This is a genomic window from Pseudomonas sp. C6002 (assembly GCF_013385805.1).
Classification (GTDB): Bacteria; Pseudomonadota; Gammaproteobacteria; order Pseudomonadales; family Pseudomonadaceae; genus Aquipseudomonas.
In genome coordinates this window covers 102922-125137 of sequence record NZ_JACAPH010000032.1, presented here as the reverse complement: position 1 = coordinate 125137, position 22216 = coordinate 102922, and the positions used below count along the sequence as shown (strand labels likewise).

The following is a 22216-nucleotide window of genomic DNA, read 5'->3' as shown; positions in this document are numbered from 1 at the left end:
CACCAGCATAGTCAGAGTTGATTTCACTGCCCGGCAAACCCCGCGGATAATCACCTCCATCAGCTGAACAGGACGCGTCCTACAGCCTCATCCATTGCGCATTACCGCTTGTACCGAATCGCTCTCCTCCTTTGCGATCTTCCCTTTGGCCACCCTGCTCGGGTGGCTTTTTTTTGCGCAGGATTTTTCCCGCGCCAGAAACAAAAACGGCCGACCCAAAGGTCAGCCGATACGCTGTGTTATTGCTCATGCCGCTACATGGGTAACCCACGCACCTCCTGTTTCACGCCCCATCCCTCGATGATCCCGCCCAAAGGCTCGACCACCGCCTCAAAGTCCTGCTCGAAGTCTCCTATGCCGTCGTAGGTGGCGAACATGATTTTGCTCAATTCCAGGTACCAGGCGCCGTCATCCCGTGCGCTGACCTGGGCATTCAGGGATTCCCCACGAAACCGACCCGCAGCCCGCCGCGCACGTTCCTCATCCGGGAAAATGGCGTAGAACTCGATGGGGTGGAAACGCGAGAAGTCAAAGCCGCCCTCTTTCATGCGGCGCAACACGTTGGTGCTGATGTCTTCTTGATAGGCTGTGCTCATGAAACGTCCTCCTCAAACCGATGGATAGACTTTCCGTGCTTCCCAAGGCCCGCGCTGCAAGGGCGCGGGTGTTACGGCAGTGACGTCGCCGCTGGGAGACAAGCATGTAGCTGACAAGACCAGACCTTAGCGATTCATTCGCTGATCTCCATTGCAGAGTAGCGCGAAGCTATCACCTCCACCAGAGTCTGTTTAAAGGCGTACAGGGAATATTCAGGCGGCGGGTTCGACGTTGAGGTCTTTGATGCTGTTTTGATCTTTCAGAATCTTGACCGTGGGTTCGGCGATACGCCCCTCCAGATCGTTGAGATCCAGTTCCTCCAGCACCGGTGATACGCGGGCGCGAACCAGGCGCGCAGCTTCTTCAAGCGTGGGTTTTTGCTCGCACTCGAATTGCTCGACTACCGACTCACCATGATCATTGGTGAAGGAAACGTTCCACTTTGGCATCAGAGCCTCCTCGATAAAACCCATGGGTGGGCTTACATCTATCTGGACCTTGAGGGCCTGGAAATCGTTCCACTCAAGGCAGGAGGCACCTGATCAACTGCAGTTATTTTTCAGCGTGTTCTTTCAGGGCTTTCAAGGTGTTGAACGGTGCGTCCACCACGAACTTGTTGGCCAACCAAGACGGCACGCTGCCACCTGGCTCGGTGTGCACCTGGTAGGTCACTTCGGTCAGGTTGTCGCCTTTAGGCACCAGCTTCCAGTAACCATCGACCTGGGCTACGCGCACATAGCCTTTGACTTCTGGCTGGTAGGTCGGCACTTCCAACAGCTTGCGGGTGACGGTGCCGTCGGCAGCCTTGGTGGTGGTGATTTCCAGGATCGAGTCACGATCGGTCACCGGGAACGGTGCCTTGAACTGGGTGTAGGTCCAGCTCTTGTCGCCTTCCTGCTTGAGCAGTTTCTGCGACTTGCATTCGTGGATCCAGGAGCAGGCCCCCGCCACGTCTTCCTGCAGCGCCTGGATCTTGGCCAGCGGCGCCTTGATGGTCGTCACACCGCGATAAGCCTTGTACTTGGAACCGGCAATTTCACTCAAGGACACTTTGATGCCGTCTTCATCCTTGGCCGTCTGCCAGTCTTCAGCATGCGCTGCGGCAGCGAACAACGCGGTAAAACCGCACAACACAGCAATTCGTTTCAGTGAACCCATGGTCTTATTCCTTATTGTTGAAGTTCAGTACTTTGAACAGCCCACTAAGCCGCCGTCATCTGTTCCCACCAGCCGATCAACCTGATCGCTTCTGCCTGGCTACTGCCGCAGACCTCGATATCCGCCTGGAACGAACTACACACTGCGGGCCGCTCAGGCTGGCCAAACAACTGGCACAGTTGTTCGACCGAAAGATGCAGGCAGCGTTCGCCCGCCGGTTTGCCGGCAGGCATTCCCGGCAACGGAGAACTGATGGATGGGGCAATGCAGCAAGCGCCACAGCCTTCACGGCATTTCATGACGAACAGATCCTCGACAACTCAAGTGTTGATGGCCACGTAAGACTACGCCCTTAAACAGACGTTTTAAATTGGCTTAACAGGGGTTTTTCACCGAAAACAAAAGTGACTGACCAGTCTGCGACAGAAGGTCAGGGGTGCGCGTCACGTTTACTCGTCGGGTTTATTGCTTGAACTGGAAATCCAGCGCCGCACCTTCAACTTCGCGGCGTTCTTCGTTGCGCAGTTGCAGCTGCATTTCATTGCTGAGCAGGCGCCCGTTGATCTGGAAGGCACTGTTGTCAGTGGGCTTTTCGGCAAACATCGGCGGCAGCAGCGGCACGTTCTTCGGCTGCGGCATGGTGCCGAGGGGTTGCAGGTGGCGAACCATGTTCGACGGCAGGCTCAAATCCAGCTCTGCGGGCGGCAGCGGCGTCTTGGCGACTTCGTGGGCCGACTTTGACTTGCTGGCGATAGGCGCACGTTTTTTAACCGGCGTTGCTTTCTTTGCGGGGGCTTTCTTCGCGACCGGTGCCTTCTTGGCCGCAGCGGCTTTTTTCGCCGGCACCGTTTGCTGGGAGCTGGCAGCAGGCACCGCTTCACTGGCGGGAGCCGCCAGGACAGCGCCAGCGTTACACAGGCTTAACACGCAGATCAGCAGCGCAGCAGGAAAGGTATAAGTCATATCGCCAGCAGCATTAACGGCAGAAGGCCATATGCTCGCTTGTTGAGGACGGTATGACAAGCATGGTAATTAGCCAGCTACCCGTCGTGTCCCCTTTCCATGCCTCAAAAACCTGCCGCAGTCTCCTGGCATAACTGGCTTGCCAGCATCCCGAGGGTCATCAAGGCGCGCTCCGCCTCGCGGTTCCACGGGGTGCCGCAGTTCAGGCGAATACAGTGGTTGAACTGTTCCGTATTACTGAAGATCAGCCCCGGTGCAATGCTGATGCCCTGCTGCAAGGCGCGCACGTGCAGTTCCTGGGTATTGACCCGTCCAGGCAAACTGACCCACAGGATAAAACCGCCGGTCGGGCGGGTCATCTGGGTGCCTTCGGGAAAATACTGCTGCACGGCCAGCTGGAACGCGCTGAGGTTCTTGCGGTACTCCTGGCGGATATAGCGCAGGTGGCGGTCGTAACCGCCATTCTCCAGGTACGCCGCCGTGCCCATCTGGGTCACGCTGCAGGCCGAATGGGTGCTGAACATTTGCAGGCGCTGGATTTCCTGCTGGTACTTGCCGGCAATCATCCAGCCAATGCGAATGCCCGGTGACAGGGTCTTCGAGAAACTCGAGCAATAGATGACCCGGTCCAGACGGTCGTAGGCTTTCAGGGCCTTGGTGCGGCCCAGTTCGAACATCAGTTCGCCATAGATATCGTCCTCGACCACCTGGATATCGAAATCCGAGGCCAGGCGCAGCAACTGTTTCTGCCGCTCTTCGGGCATGGTGCCGCCCAGGGGATTGCTCAGGCGCGTGGTCAGCACCAGGGCCTTGATCGACCATTGGTTGGCTGCCAGTTGCAGGGCTTCCAGGCTCATGCCGGTGGCCGGGTCGCTGGGGATTTCGATGACCTTCAGGCCCAGCAGATCCGCCAGTTGCAGCAAGCCGTAATAGGTCGGCGATTCGGCGGCGATCAGGTCGCCGGGGCGGGTCAGCACCCGCAGCGACATCTGCAATGCATCGACACACCCATGGGTGATCACCACTTCGGAGGGGTCGACCACCACCCCGGCATCGCGCATACGGATCGCCACCTGGCGCCGCAGCGGCTCGAAACCCGGGCTGAACATGTAACTGAACGCCCGCGGGCTCTGGAAACGCGTGACCTTGGCCAGTTGCTGATGCAGCGCGCGCACAGGCAGGTAGTCGACACTCGGCACGGCGGCGCCCAGCGGGAACACGCCTTCGCGACGGGATTCCACCAACACCTGTTGAATGATGCTGCTGCGGGTGACCAACCCTGGACGCTCGACCCGGGCGATGTCCGGCGTGGGCGCAGTGAGCGCCGGCGTCTGGTGCACGTAATACCCGGACTGCGGCCGCGCGCGAATCAAACCCTGGTCTTCCAGGTTCGCGTAGGCCTGCAACACGGTGGCGTGGCTGACGTTGAGCTGGGAGCTCATTTTGCGTACCGAAGGCACGCGCTCGCCCGGTTGATAGACACCGCGGCGGATATCCTCAGCCAGCTGCTGGGCGATACGTTGGTAGAGCAACAGATTGGTCATGACGCAGCACTCGATTTCACGGGTATTTTATTTTTGTGTGAAACATACCGGCACAGTTTAGAAGTGTACGGGGACAGTTGCCACAATAGTCGAGCACGGGCGGCAGTGATAGAAAAAACTGTAAGGGTTGCGAACTGAATCGCGGGCATAAAAAACCCGATCATTGATCGGGCTTATGTGGGAGCTGTCGAGCTTCAGCGAGGCTGCGATGCAGGCGCTGCGGTCTCGCAGGTGCACCGAGGCGATCCTGTCGCAGCCTCGCTGGGGCTCGACAGCTCCCACAGGAATCAGCTTTCACCTTGAGAATCAGGTTCAGCGAGCAGCGCCCAACTGGCCTTTTTCGTCGGAGAACACAATTTCTACCCGACGGTTCTGCGCCCTGCCCCGCTCAGACGCGTTGGCCTCGACCGGATACTGATCGCCGTAGCCTTCGACCTGAATGCGTTTTTCGTCGATCCCCAGGTCGCTCAGTACATCCGCAACCGCTTGAGCGCGGTCCCGGGACAGTTTGATATTTTCCTGTTCGCCGCCGGTATTGTCGGTGTAACCCTCGATGCGCACCACGCGCTTGGGGTTCAGCTGCAGGAACTGCACCACTTTGAGCACGGTGCGGTTGGCCGAGTTTTGCAGCTCTGCATCACCCGTATCGAACAGCACGTCACCCAGAGTCATCACCAGCCCGCGATCAGGCTGGACGGTGGTCAGGCTGGATATCTGCGCCTCAATCCATTTGCCCTGTTGCTGAACGCTGGAGAGCTTGGCTTCACGCAGGGCCAGTTGCAGGCGCTGGCGTTCCAGCTCCAGCTTGACCCCACGCTCCTGATTGAGTGCCTGCTCGGTGTGTTCCCGGGCAATCGCGCTGTAGCGCTGGCTCAGGTAGGCGTAATGCGCCACATCGGCGCCGCTGCCCCAGAAGCTGGAGAAACGGTCGGCACGGGCCAGGGACTCACCGGCGCGAATCACGTCCTTGGGTGCGATACGCAGCACATTCGAATCTTCCTTGACCTTCTGAAAGTCAGTGCTGGCCTGTTGCAAGGCGAGGTTACTGTCGGGATGGGTCGCACAACCACCCAGCGCACTGCCCAGCAACACCACACAGCTCAACCCACGCATCAACGGGCTCATTGGGCGTCTCTCAACTGCAACTGCTTGCGCAAGCGGGTGATACGGGTGTTGAGCACGTTCAGTTGCTCCTGGCTTTTGCGGGTCAGCACCCGCGCTTCCGCCAGGCGGGCGTCCAGCTCGGCTTCTTCAGCCTGCATGCGGGCGTCCTTGTAGGATTCATCGGCCATGTCGGCACGGGCCTGGGTGAACTTGTCTTCCGCCAGCTTCAGCTCGGGCGAATCGCTGGCGACGGCGCCCACGGCGCTGGCTTGTTCCAGGGCTTGCTGGGTCAGGCGCATTTGTTCATTCGGCGCAGGATCGGCTGCACATCCCGCCAGAGCTACAACGGCGAGGGCCGCGAAAAGAGGTCGAATAGTCACTGAAAATCCCTACTTTGTTGGGGTGCCGACGGGTTGCTGCAACTGCGCTTTCCAGCGCTCAAGATTGCTCTGCAGCGCGGTTTCCGCCAGACCGGACGCGGGCAATTCTGTCATCTTTTTGGCGAGCTGTCCGCGCAACCACGGATCGTTGCAGGCGGAGTTGTGGGAAATGGCCAGGTACAGGCCCGGCTGGTCGATGGGGATTTCCCGCGCCACCAGGTCGTTGCTCATGCCCAACGTCTGGGCCATGGCCATGCCGGAATAACGTCCGGCGAGCACGTAGTCCACTTCTCCCAATAGCAGTTTCTGGAACGCCGGGGTCAGGCTGGGCAGGCGCTGCAGGGTCAGTTGCTCACCGGCGAAGGTTTCAAAGTCGCGGCTCAGGCGCGCCCTTTCCGACACCGCGCCCTTGTGGCCCTGCAGGTCGCTGGCCTGGCTGTAGGCCAGGGAGGAATCCTTGCGGGTCCAGACCAGATAATCGGTTTGCACCAATGCCGGGTGGATGTAGTCGAGGGAGTCCAGGGCGTCGAGGGTCAATGGCGCGTCGGCGAGGATGTCCATGCGCCCGCTGCGCACTTCTTCCAGCGCCAGGGAACGTTTGCCGCCGTAAAGCAGGTCGATTTTCACCCCGAGGTCCTTGGCCACTTGCTGCAGCATGTCGGCGGTGGCGCCGATCAAGTGCGTGGGGTCCTGGGGATCACGCCACAGATAAGGCGGGGCGTCCGGGCTGCCGGTGATCACCAGGCGATCACATTTGCCCGCCGCCAGCGACACCGTCGGCAGCAGTGACAGGGCCAGCAGTACAGTCCAGGGACGCAATTCCATGGCAGGGTTCTCCAGTTGAAAAATTACCGGGCAAAAAAAAGCCCGGTCAAAAGACCGGGCTCTTTATAAGTGAAGCGGCTGGATTAGACCAGCTTCTCCAACTCGGGTACGGCTTCGAACAAGTCCGCCACCAGGCCGTAATCAGCCACCTGGAAGATCGGTGCTTCTTCGTCCTTGTTGATCGCAACGATCACCTTGGAGTCTTTCATACCGGCCAAATGCTGGATCGCGCCGGAGATACCGACAGCGATGTACAGCTGTGGCGCAACGATCTTGCCGGTCTGGCCGACCTGCATGTCGTTGGGTACAAAACCTGCGTCGACAGCAGCGCGGGAAGCGCCGACCGCAGCGCCCAGCTTGTCGGCCAGGGCGTACAGGTGCTTGAAGTTGTCGCCGTTCTGCATGCCGCGGCCGCCGGAAACGACGATCTTGGCAGCGGTCAGTTCCGGACGATCGGACTTGGCCAGCTCTTCGCCAACGAAGCTGGAAGTGCCAGCGTCGTGGGCAGCAGCCACAGCTTCAACCGCAGCCGAACCACCTTCAGCAGCAACCGGGTCGAAACCGGTGGCACGCACGGTGATGACTTTTACCGACGCAGTGGACTGCACGGTAGCGATGGCGTTACCGGCATAGATCGGACGCTTGAAGGTGTCGGCGCTTTCTACCGAAACGATCTCGGAGATCTGGTCAACGTCCAGTTGCGCAGCAACGCGCGGCAAGATGTTTTTGCCGTTGGAGGTGGCGGCAGCCAGGATATGGCTGTAGCCAGCGCCCAGCTCTGCTACCAGCGGCGCAACGTTTTCCGGCAATTGGTGAGCGTAGGCTGCGTTATCGGCAACCAGTACTTTGCTCACGCCAGCGATTTTGGCAGCGGCCTCAGCCACGGCACCAACGTTTTGGCCAGCGACCAGGACGTGGATATCACCACCGATTTTGGCGGCGGCGGCGACAGTGTTCAGGGTGGCCGGAGCCACGACCTTGTTGTCGTGTTCTGCGATTACCAAGATAGTCATGGTTAGATTACCTTCGCTTCGTTTTTCAGTTTCTCGACCAGTTCAGCCACCGACTTGACCTTGATGCCCGCGCTGCGTGCAGCCGGCGCTTCGACTTTTACGGTCTTGTTGGTGGAGGCGGTGGAAACGCCCAAAGCATCCGGAGTCAGCACTTCGAGAGGCTTCTTCTTGGCTTTCATGATGTTTGGCAGGGACGCGTAGCGCGGCTCGTTCAAACGCAGGTCGGTGGTGACGATGGCCGGCAGTTTCAGGGAAACTGTCTGCGCGCCGCCGTCGATTTCGCGGGTCACGGCAACCTTGTCGCCGCTCACTTCGACTTTCGAGGCGAAGGTGCCCTGGCCGTAACCGGTCAGTGCAGCCAGCATCTGGCCAGTCTGGTTGTTATCGCTGTCGATGGCTTGTTTGCCGAGGATCACCAGCGATGGCTGTTCCTTGTCGACAACGGCTTTCAACAACTTGGCAACGGCCAGGGAAGTCAGCTCTTCAGCGGATTCGACGAGGATGGCGCGATCGGCACCCAGCGCCAGGGCGGTACGCAGCTGCTCTTGAGCAGTGGTCGGACCGATGGAAACGACGACGATTTCAGTCGCAACGCCTTTCTCTTTCAGGCGTACGGCTTCTTCCACGGCGATTTCGCAGAAAGGGTTCATCGACATCTTGACGTTAGCGAGGTCGACGCCGGAATTGTCCGCCTTGACGCGAACTTTCACGTTGTAATCGACAACGCGTTTGACAGCTACAAGAACCTTCATGGATTCCTCGTTACTCTCCGGTGAAAAGAAAGTCGCCTAGGCGAACCTGGCGGTTTGATGCTCATCGGCACACAAGGGCACCTCCAAAAACACCGGCAATCGTCGGCGGGGGACCTTGCTCACGGGAGTGATGACCGTTCGTCAGCGGTGACTGAGAGGTCATTCATTATCGTGGCGTGTAAACTGCGCGCCATCGTGGCTCGCGCGTCACCCTTATTTGCCTTCAGCCTGTCTTTCGAGGTGGCCTTGAAACCCACAGTCTGCCTACGGGATGCGCAAAACCGACCGTATATTGACCGGAACGCCTATTCCGGTCAATACGCCAAAATGGTCAGTTATAAGCCGCGTTGCTTTGATTTACCTAGCTTGCGGGCAATTCAAACAAACGTTTGTATTGGACGCTGAGAGTGGTGTAGATATAATGCGCCACCTAGAGAGAAAGGTGGGTCGTCCCCTGCCCTTTGCATGAGATTGATGCAGGCATTGTGGGACGGATCACCGAACCTCCACCCATTAGAAAAAAAAGCCGTTGAGCCTTGAGTAGGAGATAGCCTGTGGAACGCGAATACATGGAATTCGACGTGGTCATCGTCGGCGCTGGCCCGGCAGGCCTGTCTGCCGCCTGCCGATTGAAGCAGAAGGCCGCCGAAGCCGGTAAGGAAATCAGCGTCTGCGTGGTCGAAAAAGGCTCCGAAGTCGGCGCTCATATCCTGTCCGGTGCCGTGTTTGAACCCCGTGCCCTGAACGAACTGTTCCCGGACTGGAAAGAACTCGGTGCACCGCTCAACACCCCTGTTGTGCGTGATGACATCTATGTACTGCGCTCCAGCGAAGCTTCCACCAAAGTGCCTGACTTCTTTGTGCCCAAGACCATGCACAACGAAGGCAACTACATTATTTCCCTGGGCAACCTGTGCCGCTGGCTCGCCCAGCAGGCCGAAAACCTGGGTGTGGAAGTCTACCCAGGCTTCGCCGCCCAGGAAGCGCTGTTCGACGAAAACGGCGTGGTGCGCGGGATCATCACCGGTGACCTGGGCGTCGACCGTGAAGGCAACCCGAAAGAAGGCGTCTACACCCCGGGCATGGAACTGCGTGGCAAGTACACGCTGTTCGCCGAAGGTTGCCGTGGCCACATCGGCAAGCAACTGATCCAGCGCTTCAACCTGGACAGCGACGCCGACGCCCAGCATTACGGCATCGGCCTGAAGGAAATCTGGGAAATCGACCCGGCCAAACACCAGCCAGGCCTGGTGGTGCACACCGCCGGCTGGCCGCTGGACATCATGAGCGCCGAGAACACCGGCGGTTCGTTCCTCTATCACCTGGAAAACAACCAGGTGGTCGTCGGCCTGATCGTCGACCTGTCCTACAGCAACACCTTCCTGTCGCCGTTCGACGAGTTCCAGCGCCTCAAGCATCACCCGGTGCTGGCCCAGTACCTGGAAGGCGGCAAGCGCATCAGCTACGGCGCCCGCGCCATCTGCAAAGGCGGACTGAACTCGCTGCCGAAAATGGTGTTCAAGGGCGGCGCGCTGATCGGCTGCGACCTGGGCACCCTGAACTTCGCCAAGATCAAGGGCAGCCACACCGCGATGAAGTCCGGCATGCTCGCCGCTGACGCCGTGGCTGACCGCCTGTTCGCCGAATCCGAAGGCGGTGACGAACTGACCGCTTACGTCGACAGCTTCAAGAACAGCTGGCTCTACGAAGAACTGTTCGCCAGCCGTAACTTCGGCCCGGCGATGCACAAGTTCGGCCCGATCATTGGTGCCGGCTTCAACTGGTTCGACCAGAACATCCTCGGCGGCAAAATGCCGTTTACCCTGCACGATACCAAGCCGGACTACGCCTGCCTCAAGCTGGCCAAGGACAGCAAGAAGATCGACTACCCGAAACCCGACGGCAAGCTGAGCTTCGACAAGCTGAGTTCGGTGTTCATCTCCGGTACCAACCACGAAGAAGAACAACCGTGCCACCTGAAGCTGAAAGACCCGAGCATCCCGATCGGCACCAACCTGCCGCTCTACGATGAACCGGCGCAGCGCTACTGCCCGGCCGGCGTGTATGAAGTGATCACCAAGGAAGACGGCGAGAAGCGCTTCCAGATCAACGCCCAGAACTGCGTGCACTGCAAGACCTGTGACATCAAGGACCCTTCGCAGAACATTACGTGGGTGACGCCGGAAGGTGCGGGTGGGCCGACTTACCCGAATATGTAAATCCGCTGCTTGAACAGAAGGCTCCCAAATGGGGGCCTTTTTTTGTAGCCCGGAAAAAGACCCATCGACTCGGTCAAATGTGGGAGCGGGCTTGCTCGCGAAAGCGGTGGTTCAGCCAAAACATCTGTGACTGATACACCGCTTTCGCGAGCAAGCCCGCTCCCACATTTTTGACCGAATTGTGCCCGGGAGAGTTATGCCGCCCGCTCATCCCCGGGGCTGCGCTCGAAGTAGCGCTTGTACTCCCGGCTGAACTGCGACGTGCTCTGATACCCCACACTGTGGGCCGCCTGCGCCACGCCCATGCCTTCCACCAGCAGCAACTGCTGCGCCTTGAGCAGCCGCAGACGCTTGAGGTACTGCACCGGCGACAACAGCGTGCAGCGCTTGAAGTGTTCGTGGAAGGTCGACGCGCTCATGTGCGCATAACCTGCCAATGTCTCGATATTCAGTGGCTCGGCGTAATGGGCATGCAGGTGATTCAACGAAGTCGCCACCCGCGAAAACTGCCCCTGCTGCTCCACCAACGCCCGCAACACATCCGCCTGTGGCCCGCGCAATGCGGTGAACAATAATTCCCGCACCCGCGCCGGACCCATGATCCGGCTCTCCAGCGGATCGTGCAGGCACTGCAACAGGCGTTCGACACAGCCGCGCATGGCGTCGTCCAGCACCACCGAACTCATCGACTCCAACGTTTGCGCCGCTGGCGGTGGCCCGCTCTGGATCCCCATCGCCATCACCAACTCACCCAGCACCACCCGATCAATGCCCACCGTCACCCCCAACAGCGGTGCATTCGGCATGGCAAAAGTCTCGCATTCGAACGGCACCGGCATCGCCTGGATCAGGTAATGCCCCGCGCCGTACTCCAGGGTACGCGGGCCCAGGTACGCGACCTTGCTGCCCTGGGCGACGATCATCAGGCTCGGTTCATAAATCTGCGGGCCCCGCGCCACATCGCAACTGGCACGCAATACCTGCACGCCCGGCAGGTTCGTGGGCGAGAACCCATCACGGGGTGTCAGGGGTTCGATCAAGGCAACCAACGCGGCATTGGCATCGACATGACGGGTCAACAACATGGCAAAAACTTCGCGAAAAAGGGGATGAGACCATCATCGCAGGTCTGGCGCCACAACGATCCAATCCAGGTGCACTCCCGGACGAATAGGCATGAGACTCGGAGCAATCGCCATGGCCGCACCCAGGCACGGCGCGGAGAATGCGCCACCTCACCTGTTACTGCACCTGCGAGGTTTCTCCATGTACACCGCCATCGGTTATGCCGCTCAATCGGCCACCACTCCCCTCGCCCCCATGTCCTTCGAACGCCGTAGCCCGCGCGTCGATGACGTGGCGATCGAAATTCTCTACTGCGGCGTCTGCCACTCCGACATCCACCAGGCACGCAACGAATGGGGCATCGCCGTGTACCCGCTGATGCCGGGCCACGAGATCGTCGGTAAAGTCACCGCCGTCGGCGCCAGCGTCACCGCGCACAAAGTCGGTGACCTGGTGGGTGTTGGCTGCATGGTCGACTCCTGCCGTCACTGCGACGCCTGCCACGCGGACCTCGAGCAATACTGCCTCGAAGGCCCGACCATGACCTACGCCACCCCGGACCGGGTCGACGGCAGCAACACCATGGGCGGCTACTCCGACAGCATCGTGGTCAGCGAGCACTTCGTGGTGAAGATCCCGGCCAAGCTCGACCTGGCCAGCGCCGCGCCGATCCTCTGCGCCGGCATCACCACCTACTCGCCGCTCAAGCACTACGGCGTGAAGGCTGGCGACAAGGTTGGCGTTCTGGGCATGGGTGGTTTGGGCCATATGGGCATCAAGTTCGCCAAGGCCATGGGCGCGGAAGTGACGCTGTTCACCCGCTCCGCGAGCAAGGCTGAAGAAGGCCGTCGCCAGGGCGCCGACCACGTGATCGTGTCCACCGACGAAGCCCAGATGAAAGCCGCTGCCGGGCATTTCGACTTCCTGCTGGACACCATCCCGGTGCAGCACGACTTGAATCCCTACCTCGACGTACTGCGCTTTGACGGCGTGCACATCCTGGTAGGTTTGATCGAGCCGGTCGACCCGCCCGTCAACGCTGCCAAGCTGGTGCTGGGCCGCAAGGTGCTGGCCGGTTCGTTGATCGGTGGGATTGCCGAAACCCAGGAAGTCCTGGATTTCTGCGCCGAGCACGGCATCACCTGCGACATCGAGATGCTCGACATCCGCCAGATCAACGAAGCCTACACCCGCATGATTGCCGGTGATGTGAAGTACCGCTTCGTGATCGACATGGCGACCCTGAAGGCCTGATCATGATCGTTCCCACGCTCTGCGTGGGAACGCATGCTGTGACGCTCTGCGTCACCGTTGCGCAGGGCTCAAGTCCTTCTGGACGCGGAGCGTCCGAAGCAACATTCCCACGCGGAGCATGGGAACGATCACGGCCTGATCAGGCCTTCGCGCCCAACTCCGCTGACAGCCGTGCTGCGACCTGTTTGATCACAGGGATCAGCTCGGCCATTTTCTCCAGCGGCATGTAGGGCACGGTACTGGCGATGCTGATGCCGGCGACGATTCGCCGGCTGGCATCGCGCACCGGTGCCGCGACACAACGGATCGACGGTTCGTTGTCTTCCAGATCGAATGCATAACCGCCCGCCACGTATTCCTGCATGCGCTGTTCAAACTGCGCCCAGGATTGTTCGGGGTGCTGCGGCCACTGCAGATTCTTCCCGCCCGTTGGCAGGCTGACCTGATACAGGCGCTGCCACTCTTCCACGCTGTCATCCAGCAGCAACGCCTTGCCGATCCCGGTGCGCGCCAGCGGCATGCGATGGCCGACGCGCGAGCGCATTTCCGGGCCGTTGCGGCCAGGGTTCTTGTGCAGGTACAGCACGTCATCGTATTCGCGAATAGCCAGGTGGATGGTATCGCCGGTCAACGCCGACAACTCGTCCAGATACGGCACTGCCAGGCTGACCAAAGGCAGTTCTTCACGGGCCTGGAAACCCAGCTCGATCAATTTGGGGCCCAGCAGATAACCGACTTGCGGCACTACGCGCAGGTAGCGTTCTTCCACCAGGCAACTGGCCAGGCGGTGAGTGGTGCTGCGGGTGGTGCCGATGCGCTTGGCGATTTCCTTCAGATCCCGCGCACCGGCCGCCACTGCCTGCACCACGCCCAGGCCACGAAGCAGGGTTTGAGTGCCGGTGGGCGCGGCTTCTTTGACGGGAGTTTGGGCGTTTTCCTGCATATCGGGCCTATTGGGAAGTACGAAAACGGCGAGCATTATGGCAAATGCGGACCAGCAAAACAGAGGAGATCAAAATGTGGGAGCGGGCTTGCTCGCGAATGCGGTTTTCCAGTTAATGCATACGCTGACTGACACACCGTTTTCGCGAGCAAGCCCGCTCCCACATTGGTCGTGTGGCGCCCTTTTTATCGTTGTTTCATCCTGTCGATAATCACCGCCAGCAACAGGATCGAGCCGCGAATCACGTATTGGTAGAAGGTGTCGATGTTCTTCAGGTTCATCGCGTTTTCGATGATCGCCAGAATCAGCACCCCGGCAATCACATGCCGGATCATCCCGATCCCGCCGCTCAGCGACACCCCGCCCAGCACGCACGCCGAGATCACCGTCAACTCGAACCCCTGGCCAATCATCGGTTGCCCCGAGGTCATCCGCGACGCCAGGATCACCCCGGCCAACGCGCCGATCACGCCGTGCACGGCAAAGATGATGATCTTGGTGCGATCGACATTCACCCCGGCCAACAGCGCCGCTTCCTGGTTGCCGCCGATGGCCATGGTGTTGCGCCCGTAGGTGGTGTAGTTCAGCAACCAGCCAAAAAATACAAAGCACAGCACGGTGATGACGATTGGCACCGGCACGCCAAACAGCTGGCCGTTACCAAAGACGAAGAAGTTTTCGTCCATCACGCCGACCGCCTTGCCGTTGGAAAAGATATACGCCAGCCCACGCACGATCTGCATCGTCGCCAGCGTCGTGATCAACGCGTTGATCCGCAGCTTGGCGATCACGATGCCGTTGATCAGTCCCACCACCAGGCCCATGGCCAACGCCGCCGACACGCCGAAGAACACGCTGTCGGTGTCGCGAATCACGATCCCCGCCACCACGCCCGAACAGGCGATCACCGAACCCACCGACAAGTCGAAGTGCCCCGACGCCAGGCAAAACAGCATGGTGCAGGCCGCAATCCCCACAGTGGAAATCGCCAGACCCAGGCCACGCATGTTCAGCGGCGAGAGGAAGTTGTCGATGAAGATGGCGCTGAGCACAAAGATGCTCAAGGCCGCCAGCAGCATGACCCAATCATCGAGAAACTTGCGCTGGTTGAACCCCGGCCAGAAGCTTCTTGCAGTTTTTACCTGTGACATACCCACCTCGTATTCTTCAGTCCCGCGTACGCGGAAGAGCCAGTTGCAGCAGCCGTGCTTCGTCCGCTTGATCGCGGGTCAATTCGCCGGTCAGGGCGCCTTCGCTCATCACCAGGATGCGGTCGGAGATGCCCATCACTTCCATCAGGTCGCTGGCCACCACGATCACCGCGATGCCACTGGCCGCCAGGTTATGAATGATCTGGTAGATCTCCGATTTCGCACCGATATCAATGCCGCGGGTCGGCTCGTCCAGCAGCAACACTTTCATCGGCATCGACAACCAGCGGCCGAGAATCGCCTTCTGCTGATTGCCGCCCGACAGGAACAGAATCGGCTGGTCCGCCGACGGCGTGCGCACGTTCAGCGCGCTGATCTGCCGCTGGGCGTTGGTGCGTTCCCAGCCGCCCTGGATCAGCCAGCCGAAGCGCGCATGGTCACGCCGCGCACTGATATTGATGTTCTCCGCAACACTCGCGCGGGGCACGATGCCTTCCTTCTTGCGGTCCTCGGGGCAGAGCAACACCCCCGCCGCAATCGCATCCCGTGGTGTCTTGAACGTCTGCGCCTGGCCATGCAGCACCAGAGTCCCCTGGGTGCTGCGGGACAGCCCGGCGAGCAGGCGCAACAACTCTGTGCGCCCGGCCCCCACCAGGCCGAACAGCCCGAGAATCTCGCCCTTGTTCACCTGCAGGCTCACCGGTTCCTGCAACCCCGGCCCGAGCAAACCTTCGACTCGCAGCGCTTCACCGCAGTGCTCGCGCGGCCTGTAGTCGTAGATATCCTGGATATCGCGCCCGACCATGCAGTTGACCAGTTGGTCGACGTTCAACTGCGTCATGTCCTCGAACGTGCGCACGAAGCGCCCGTCCTTGAACACCGTCACCGCATCGCAGATACGGAACACTTCTTCCATGCGGTGCGACACGTAGAGGATCACCCGGCCTTCATCCCGCAGTCGGGCGATGATCACCATCAGCCGCTCGATCTCACGGGCCGAGAGGCTGCTGGTGGGTTCGTCGAACGCAATCACATGGGCGTTGCGCGACATGGCCTTGGCGATTTCCACCAGTTGCCGCTGGCCGAGGGACAGGCTGCCCAGGCGCATGTTCGGATCGATTTCATCCGCCAGGCCCTTGAGCAGTTCCCGTGCCTTGCGCACCATCGCCCCGCGATTGACCACGCCAAAGCGCGACGGCATATGCCCCAACAGCAGGTTCTCGGCGACGGTCATTTCCGGCACCAGTTGCAGCTCCTGGTGAATCACTGCGATGCCGCTGGCGATGCTGTCGGCCGCCGACTTGAAACTCACGCTGCGTTCGCCCAACTGCAAGCTGCCGCTGTTGGGCGGATAAAAACCGCCGAGGATTTTCAGCAAGGTCGACTTGCCCGCGCCGTTCTCGCCCATCAGCGCATGCACCGAATGGGGCCGCGCTTCAAAGCTGATCTGCGCCAGGGCCTTCACCCCGGGAAACTCCTTGCCGATGCCGTTGAAGCGCAGGCTCTCTGCAGCGGCGCTGTTCATTTCCACAGACCGATCTTGCTCAACTCTTCCTTGAAGTTGGCGCGGGTGATCAGGGTCACGTTATCCAGTGCGGTGAACTTGGCAGGCTCAGTGCCTTTGGTCACCCACTCGAACATCGCGGTTGCAGTTTTATAGCCGGACGCATCGGGGCTGAGCAGCATCGAGCCGTAGAAACCGGTGTCGGATTTCTTCAGTTCTTCGATGGCGTCGGTGCCGTTGATGCCCACGCCAATCACGTTTGTGGCCTTGAAGCCGGCGCTTTCGGTGGCGCGTACGCCGCCCAGTACGGTGCTGTCGTTCATGCCGCCAATCAGCAGGTTTTTCGCGCCGCTGGGCAGTTTCACCAGGGCCGAGTTGGTGGAGTCCATGGCGCCCGGCACGTCGAGGGTTTTCTGCGCGGTGAACAGGATATGGTCAACCGGCAGGCCGGCGGCCTTGAGGCCTTCTACCGACCCGTCGGTGCGTTTCTTGCCGGTTTCCAGCTCGTCGAAGGTATTGATGACGGCGTAGGTGTCCTTCCAGTCCCAGTTGCGATGCTTGGCTTCGGTGGCCATGGCCTCGCCTTGTTTCTGGCCGATCTTGTAGGCGTCCAGGCCGACGTAAGGCACGTCTTCCATGGGCTTGCCCTTGGCGTCGACGAAGCGGTCGTCTACCGCCAGCACTTTAAGGTTATTCAGCTTGGCCTTGGCCATGATCGCAGGGCCCAGGGACACGTCCGGCGGGCAGATCACGAAACCCTTGGCGCCGTTGGCGGCCAGGGTATCGATGGCGGACAGGGTTTTCTCGCCGTCGGGCACGGCGATCTTGATCACGGTGAAACCATGGTCCTTGCCGGCTTTTTCAGCGAAGGCCCATTCGGTCTGGAACCAGGGCTCTTCCGCCTGCTTGACCAGGAAGCCGATCTTTACTTCTTCGGCAGAGGCCAGGCCGCTGAGCGCCATCGTGAGGGCAAGGGTGCCTAGTGTTTTCTTGAGCATGAACCACCTCTTCTTGTTATTTGGAAAAGTTTTAATCGTGGTACATCACCGACCGCCCACCATCGATCATCAGGCAGGTGGCATTGATAAAGGGCGCCTCATCGGTCGCAAGAAACAGTGCCGTCATCGCCACTTCAATCGGCTGGCCGATGCGCTTGGGCGGGTGCAGGTCGAAGGCACGCTGGCGCTCGGCGTGCGGGTCGGCAAAGCCGTTCCAGTAATCGACGTTGAGTTGGGTTTCGATATAGCCCGGCGCGATGGCATTTACGCGGATGCCCTTGGGCGCGTATTCGATGCCCAGGGCGCGGGTCAGCCCGAGCAGGCCGTGCTTGGCCACCGGGTACGGGAAGCAGCCGGGAATGATGTGGCTGGAGTGGGTGGAGGCGATATTGATGATGTTGCCGATGCCTTGCTCGATCATGTGCGGCAACACGGTACGGCAGCCGTACCAGGCGCCGTCGAGGTCGATGGCGAAGCAGCGGCGCCAGTCTTCGTCGGTCATTTCCAGCGGGTCGCGGAACACGTTGACGCCGGCGCAATTGACCAGCACATCGACGCGGCCAAAGCGTTCGATAGCTACGTCCACCAGGGCGCGCCATTGATCCTTGGAAGTGATGTCGACAGGTTGTGCGTAGATCTCGGCGCCGCGTTCGCGCCAGTGGGCGGCAACTTGCTCGACCTTCTCGCCCTGGATATCACCGATCACCAGGCGCGCCTGCTGAGCCTGGAAGCAGGCGACGATAGCCTCGCCAATGCCTTGGGCGGCACCGGTGATGACCACGACTTTGTTCTTCAGTCGCTCGCCGTAAGTCGGCTCGGGCACCGGAGGTAACGACAACGGTTGTGCCTGCATCGCTTCACCTGTTTTGTTTTTGGTAGTGAGTGCTGATGCGCAAGACTATAAACCCAGAAACCGGAACATCTCAATATATAAATTATCATCCCATATAGTGAGCAAATATATAAAAAAACCGGCTTTAAAAGCCGGTCCTTTATGCACACTTAACCCTGTGCGAAATCCCTGAGGGCGTCGCCTTCCATGCGGTAGCGTACCCACTCTTCCTGGGGCTGGGCGCCGATGGATTTGTAGAACGCGATGGCCGGCTCGTTCCAGTCCAGCACGCTCCACTCGAAACGCCCGCAGCCGTTGTCACAGGCGATTTTCGCCAGGTGGCGCAGCAACTTCTTGCCCGCCCCGCCACCGCGTTGCTCGGGGTTGATGTACAGGTCTTCGAGGTACAGGCAGTTGCTGCCCAGCCACGTGGAATAGCTGAAAAAGAACACCGCAAAGCCGATCGGCAAACCGTCGCGCAGGCAGATCAGGCCGTGGGCGGTGGCACCTTCACTGAACAGGCTGCGCTCGATGTCCACCACGCTGGCGATCACTTCGTGCCGGGCTTTTTCATAGTCGGCAAGCTCGGTGATGAAGGTCAGGATCTGCGCAGCATCGCTGGGCACGGCGGGGCGAATCTCGATGGTCATGGGCAGGCCTTGTCAGGGAAATAAAGCACACATACTAAGGCGCTTTAATGACCGATTGCAGTGCAATTTGATTCACGGCTAACCTGCAGGCCATCGACCTTTGAGAACCCCCATGCCCTTCACGCCCTTGACCGACCTCGCCGCGACGTTATTGCCTCACGCCCTTGAGCCTTCGGAAGACGGCGCCCACGACCTGTCGCACTTGCAACGGGTGTGGCACAACGTGCGGTCGATCCAGGCAGAGGAAGGTGGCGATCTGGAGGTGCTGCTGGCGGCGGTGCTGCTCCATGACTGCGTCGCGGTGGAGAAGAATTCGCCGTTGCGTTCCAAGGCCTCAACATTGGCGGCGGACAAGGCCGGGCAGATTTTGCAGGGGTTGGCGTGGCAGCCCGAGACGATTGCAGCGGTGACCCACGCCATCGAGACCCACAGCTTTTCGGCGGGCCTGACGCCGGTGACGCTTGAAGCAAAGATTATGCAGGATGCCGACCGTTTGGACTCCCTGGGCATGATCGGCGTGGCCCGCACATTTTACATCGCCGGGCGCATGGGCAGCGGGCTGTATGACCCAGCTGACCCAACAGCGCAGCATCGCGAGTACGACGACAAGCGCTTTTGCCTCGACCATTTCCAGACCAAGCTGCTGCATCTGGCGGGCGGATTTCAGACGCCGACGGGGCAACGCATGGCCCTGGCGCGCCATGAGCGGTTGAAGGGTTTCATGAACATGTTCATCGAAGAAATAGGCACGCCATACTCCGCTGCGGGCTAACGCAAGCGCCGCGAACCACAGAACAATCCCACGTGCCGTGCATGGTAAAAAGTTGGGCATAAATCCAACAGACGCAAGGCTCCCCCATGCACGCCTCACCTGCGGTCGGCGGAAAACTGTTCGCCCTTTTCTGCCTCGCCAGCTACCTGCTTTCCCTGTCCTATGGCTCGACATTCTTGCTGTCGCTGCTGATCCATTCGCGCGGCGGCAACGAACACGACGCCGGCAGCGTGATCTCCATGGCGATGCTCAGCACCTTTGTGGCGGTGCTGGTTTCCGGGCATCTGGCCGACCTGCTGGGGGCTGCCAGGTCGATCGCCCTGCTCGGCGTATTGCTGGTGGTGGCGTGCCTGGGCTTTGCGCTGGCGCCGGGGTTCGGCGAGGGCTTGATGTTCTTTGGCTTGTCGTTGGGATTGGGCTGGGGCGTGTTCTACACGTTGGGGCCGATCATCGTCGCGATGCTGGTGGAACCGGCGCAACGGGCCAAGTATTTTGCCCTGCTGTCGGGCAGCATGATGACCGGAATCGGCTCCGGGCCACTGCTGGGGCGGGCGGCAAGTGCCCTGGATTTTTCGCTGACGGCGGCCTTTCATATAGCAGCGCTGGCGAGCCTGGTGGGTGTGCTGATTTTCTGGCGACTGGGTCGCGCGCTGAGTCAACACACCGCGCCGGTGGCGAAGATTTCCTGGTCAGCGACACGCAAGGTGCTGTCGTCCCGGGCGGTGTTCGCGATCATCATGGTGGGCCTCGGCGGTTGCGTGTTTGGCGGGCTGTCGAGTTTCCAGACCAGCTACGCGGCGTTGCACGGGCTGGACTATTCGCTGTTCTTCCTGGGCTTCATGAGTGCGGCGATTACCAGCCGCCTGCTGATCGCCGGCATCGTGGTCAAGCGTGATCCGTATTGGGCGGCGTGTGTGTTGTCCGGGTTGATGCTGGTGTCGATTTTCCTGTTCGGGTTCAGGGTCAGCGGCAACTACAGCTACCTGCTGGCGGCCGTCACCCTGGGCGTGGGTTACGGCCTGACGTATTCGGTGATCAATGGTTTGGCTGCGAACGAGGCACCTGCGGGCACCACGTCCCAGGCGTTGCTGCTGTTCAGCCTGGCGTACTTTATCGGGGTGTTCGGTTTCCCGCTGCTGGCGGGCAAGGTCATCGTCGAATACGGCATGCCGACCCTGTTGATGAGCGTACTGGCGGTGGCGCTGCTCAATTGGCTGATCACGGTGGCGCGGTTGATCTGGCGCCGAATCTCGTCACACAAAATCTTACAAGCGACCTAAGACCGTTCGTCGGTATCGAGGCACGAATCACAAACGGGGGTGGACCAATATCAGGTAAGGACATTAATCATATGGAGACACCATCATGACGACTTCCAAATTTGCCGCCCTCGCCCTCACCGGTTTGCTGTCTGCTGTTTCGCTGAGCAGCTTTGCCGCCACAACAGGTTCCAGCACCGGCCCGACCGACCCTGTCGGCAGCCCGCCAAGCCCGGCCACCCGGGAGTCGAATGACTCAATGGGCACTGGCCTGGACACCAACGGCGGCGCCATCATCGACAACAGCAGGGACCCACGCACCCAGGGCGACGACACCAATCGCAACAGCGGTGCGGTGCCTAACGGCAAAATGGGCCCAGGTGCCACTTCGCCCTCGATCAACAAGGGTGACGACTCCAACATCCCCGGCGCGCCAAAACAGCCCGCGCCTTAATGCGCAAGAAAGACGAACACCCAACCATTTCCCAGTGAAGAGGTATGCATGAACGTCGATCACAACCTTGAAAAAGAAGTCCTCACCCGTCTGCTCCACGCTCATCCCAGTGGGTTGGGCAAAGAAGTGCTGGACAACTACCGAGGTGAAAAAGTGGTGGCCAGCGCCTTGGCCACCTTGCAGGACCGCGGGTGGATCAAGGAAGGCCATGTGACCTGCAACGATGCCGGTGAACATTCGCTGAACCTGCCGATCAAGCTCACCGCGTCCGGCGTGGAAGCGGCTCGCAAGCTTGAAAGCGAAGCGAGCCAATAACACACCTTGCCTGGTCTGGCCCTTGTATCTTGTATGAGGGCCAGAAGGAGTATCGCAATGCCTCGTGGAAGCAAAGCCAAATACACCACCGAACAGAAGCGCAAGGCCGCCCATATCGAAGCGAGTTATGAGCACCAGGGCTTGTCGAAAGAAGAAGCCGAGGCGCGGGCCTGGGCCACCGTCAACAAGCAGTCTGGCGGCGGCGAAAAGGCCGGCGGTTCAGGCCAGCGCAAGGCGCCGGCGAAGAAGTCCCAGGACCGGCATGAGTCGGCCAAGCGGGCTGCTGCCAGCCGTGAGGGGCATCCGCGTAACAGCCGGGTTTCGCTGGGTACACAGACCAAGGAAAGCTTGCTGAGAGAAGCGCGTGCCAAGGACATTCCCGGGCGCTCGACCATGCGCAAGGATGAGTTGATTGAGGCGCTGAAAAAGGCCGGTTAACGCGGAACAAAATGTGGGAGCGGGCT

General features: G+C 60.2%; 25 protein-coding genes. 7 read left to right on the top strand and 18 right to left on the bottom strand.

What is annotated here, in order from left to right:
• Positions 1 to 254: 254 nt before the first annotated feature.
• The 11 genes from HX817_RS24055 to HX817_RS24005 all read right to left on the bottom strand — a co-directional run bounded on the left by HX817_RS24055 (position 255) and on the right by HX817_RS24005 (position 8336).
• Positions 255 to 596, bottom strand: coding sequence for a ribonuclease E inhibitor RraB (locus tag HX817_RS24055; protein WP_003193463.1), 342 nt, complete (start codon positions 594 to 596; stop codon positions 255 to 257).
• Between the two features lie 213 nt (positions 597 to 809).
• Positions 810 to 1070 carry a hypothetical protein gene (locus tag HX817_RS24050; RefSeq protein WP_008434908.1) on the bottom strand — a complete coding sequence of 87 codons (261 nt, stop codon included), beginning with the start codon at positions 1068 to 1070 and terminating at the stop codon, positions 810 to 812.
• A gap of 79 nt (positions 1071 to 1149) precedes the next feature.
• On the bottom strand, positions 1150 to 1755 hold the full coding sequence (locus HX817_RS24045; protein ID WP_004371215.1) for an START domain-containing protein: 606 nt from the start codon (positions 1753 to 1755) through the stop codon (positions 1150 to 1152).
• Between the two features lie 44 nt (positions 1756 to 1799).
• Positions 1800 to 2054 carry a YkgJ family cysteine cluster protein gene (locus HX817_RS24040; protein WP_004371217.1) on the bottom strand — a complete coding sequence of 85 codons (255 nt, stop codon included), beginning with the start codon at positions 2052 to 2054 and terminating at the stop codon, positions 1800 to 1802.
• Positions 2055 to 2217: 163 nt separating this feature from the next.
• Positions 2218 to 2718, bottom strand: a complete 501-nt coding sequence (locus tag HX817_RS24035) for a translation initiation factor 2 (RefSeq protein ID WP_102369692.1) — start codon at positions 2716 to 2718, stop codon at positions 2218 to 2220.
• Positions 2719 to 2822: 104 nt separating this feature from the next.
• On the bottom strand, positions 2823 to 4262 hold the full coding sequence (locus tag HX817_RS24030) for a PLP-dependent aminotransferase family protein (protein ID WP_008434911.1): 1440 nt from the start codon (positions 4260 to 4262) through the stop codon (positions 2823 to 2825).
• Positions 4263 to 4574: 312 nt separating this feature from the next.
• Positions 4575 to 5387 carry an OmpA family protein gene (locus HX817_RS24025; RefSeq protein WP_004371220.1) on the bottom strand — a complete coding sequence of 271 codons (813 nt, stop codon included), beginning with the start codon at positions 5385 to 5387 and terminating at the stop codon, positions 4575 to 4577.
• On the bottom strand, positions 5384 to 5746 hold the full coding sequence (locus HX817_RS24020; RefSeq protein WP_177041402.1) for a DUF4398 domain-containing protein: 363 nt from the start codon (positions 5744 to 5746) through the stop codon (positions 5384 to 5386). The genes HX817_RS24025 and HX817_RS24020 overlap by 4 nt, the downstream gene beginning before the upstream one ends.
• A 9-nt stretch (positions 5747 to 5755) precedes the next feature.
• On the bottom strand, positions 5756 to 6571 hold the full coding sequence (locus HX817_RS24015) for an ABC transporter substrate-binding protein (protein WP_102369693.1): 816 nt from the start codon (positions 6569 to 6571) through the stop codon (positions 5756 to 5758).
• Between the two features lie 83 nt (positions 6572 to 6654).
• A complete protein-coding gene (locus HX817_RS24010) occupies positions 6655 to 7584 on the bottom strand; it encodes an electron transfer flavoprotein subunit alpha/FixB family protein (protein WP_004371223.1) in 930 nt (309 codons plus the stop codon).
• 2 nt (positions 7585 to 7586) lie between these two features.
• Entirely contained in the window at positions 7587 to 8336 is a 750-nt protein-coding gene (locus HX817_RS24005) for an electron transfer flavoprotein subunit beta/FixA family protein (protein ID WP_004371224.1), read from the bottom strand.
• A 554-nt stretch (positions 8337 to 8890) separates the two neighbouring features.
• Here HX817_RS24005 and HX817_RS24000 point away from each other — a divergent pair.
• Positions 8891 to 10555 carry an electron transfer flavoprotein-ubiquinone oxidoreductase gene (locus tag HX817_RS24000; RefSeq protein ID WP_008434918.1) on the top strand — a complete coding sequence of 555 codons (1665 nt, stop codon included), beginning with the start codon at positions 8891 to 8893 and terminating at the stop codon, positions 10553 to 10555.
• A gap of 194 nt (positions 10556 to 10749) precedes the next feature.
• Here the strand turns inward: HX817_RS24000 and HX817_RS23995 are convergent, their stop codons facing one another.
• Entirely contained in the window at positions 10750 to 11640 is an 891-nt protein-coding gene (locus HX817_RS23995) for an AraC family transcriptional regulator (protein WP_004371227.1), read from the bottom strand.
• Positions 11641 to 11821: 181 nt separating this feature from the next.
• Between HX817_RS23995 and HX817_RS23990 the strand changes: the two genes are divergently transcribed.
• The gene (locus HX817_RS23990) at positions 11822 to 12874 is read left to right on the top strand and encodes an NAD(P)-dependent alcohol dehydrogenase (RefSeq protein ID WP_177019619.1); all 1053 of its coding nucleotides are present in this window, start codon (positions 11822 to 11824) and stop codon (positions 12872 to 12874) included.
• Positions 12875 to 13013: 139 nt separating this feature from the next.
• On the opposite strand, the gene HX817_RS23985 is transcribed toward HX817_RS23990, so the two are convergent.
• From HX817_RS23985 to HX817_RS23960, 6 genes are all read right to left on the bottom strand, one after another.
• Positions 13014 to 13817, bottom strand: a complete 804-nt coding sequence (locus HX817_RS23985) for an IclR family transcriptional regulator (protein ID WP_004371229.1) — start codon at positions 13815 to 13817, stop codon at positions 13014 to 13016.
• A gap of 185 nt (positions 13818 to 14002) precedes the next feature.
• Complete coding sequence (gene araH, locus HX817_RS23980; protein ID WP_004371231.1) at positions 14003 to 14968, bottom strand: L-arabinose ABC transporter permease AraH; 966 nt, start codon at positions 14966 to 14968, stop codon at positions 14003 to 14005.
• A gap of 16 nt (positions 14969 to 14984) precedes the next feature.
• Complete coding sequence (gene araG / locus HX817_RS23975) at positions 14985 to 16493, bottom strand: L-arabinose ABC transporter ATP-binding protein AraG (RefSeq protein ID WP_177041399.1); 1509 nt, start codon at positions 16491 to 16493, stop codon at positions 14985 to 14987.
• Positions 16490 to 17470, bottom strand: coding sequence for a substrate-binding domain-containing protein (locus tag HX817_RS23970; RefSeq protein WP_177041398.1), 981 nt, complete (start codon positions 17468 to 17470; stop codon positions 16490 to 16492). Before HX817_RS23970 ends, araG begins: the two co-directional genes overlap by 4 nt.
• Before the next feature lie 31 nt (positions 17471 to 17501).
• The gene (locus tag HX817_RS23965; protein WP_177022187.1) at positions 17502 to 18323 is read right to left on the bottom strand and encodes an SDR family oxidoreductase; all 822 of its coding nucleotides are present in this window, start codon (positions 18321 to 18323) and stop codon (positions 17502 to 17504) included.
• 149 nt (positions 18324 to 18472) lie between these two features.
• Positions 18473 to 18952, bottom strand: a complete 480-nt coding sequence (locus tag HX817_RS23960) for a GNAT family N-acetyltransferase (RefSeq protein WP_004371239.1) — start codon at positions 18950 to 18952, stop codon at positions 18473 to 18475.
• 112 nt (positions 18953 to 19064) lie between these two features.
• Here HX817_RS23960 and HX817_RS23955 point away from each other — a divergent pair, with 112 nt between their 5' ends.
• The 5 genes from HX817_RS23955 (at position 19065) to HX817_RS23935 (ending at position 22190) form a co-directional block, all read left to right on the top strand.
• Positions 19065 to 19724 carry an HD domain-containing protein gene (locus HX817_RS23955; protein WP_177041395.1) on the top strand — a complete coding sequence of 220 codons (660 nt, stop codon included), beginning with the start codon at positions 19065 to 19067 and terminating at the stop codon, positions 19722 to 19724.
• Between the two features lie 86 nt (positions 19725 to 19810).
• Complete coding sequence (locus tag HX817_RS23950) at positions 19811 to 21004, top strand: MFS transporter (protein ID WP_177041393.1); 1194 nt, start codon at positions 19811 to 19813, stop codon at positions 21002 to 21004.
• Positions 21005 to 21089: 85 nt separating this feature from the next.
• A complete protein-coding gene (locus HX817_RS23945; protein ID WP_177035139.1) occupies positions 21090 to 21437 on the top strand; it encodes a hypothetical protein in 348 nt (115 codons plus the stop codon).
• 48 nt (positions 21438 to 21485) lie between these two features.
• The gene (locus HX817_RS23940; protein WP_087692767.1) at positions 21486 to 21752 is read left to right on the top strand and encodes a hypothetical protein; all 267 of its coding nucleotides are present in this window, start codon (positions 21486 to 21488) and stop codon (positions 21750 to 21752) included.
• 57 nt (positions 21753 to 21809) lie between these two features.
• The gene (locus HX817_RS23935; protein WP_177041392.1) at positions 21810 to 22190 is read left to right on the top strand and encodes a Rho termination factor N-terminal domain-containing protein; all 381 of its coding nucleotides are present in this window, start codon (positions 21810 to 21812) and stop codon (positions 22188 to 22190) included.
• Positions 22191 to 22216: the final 26 nt, after the last annotated feature.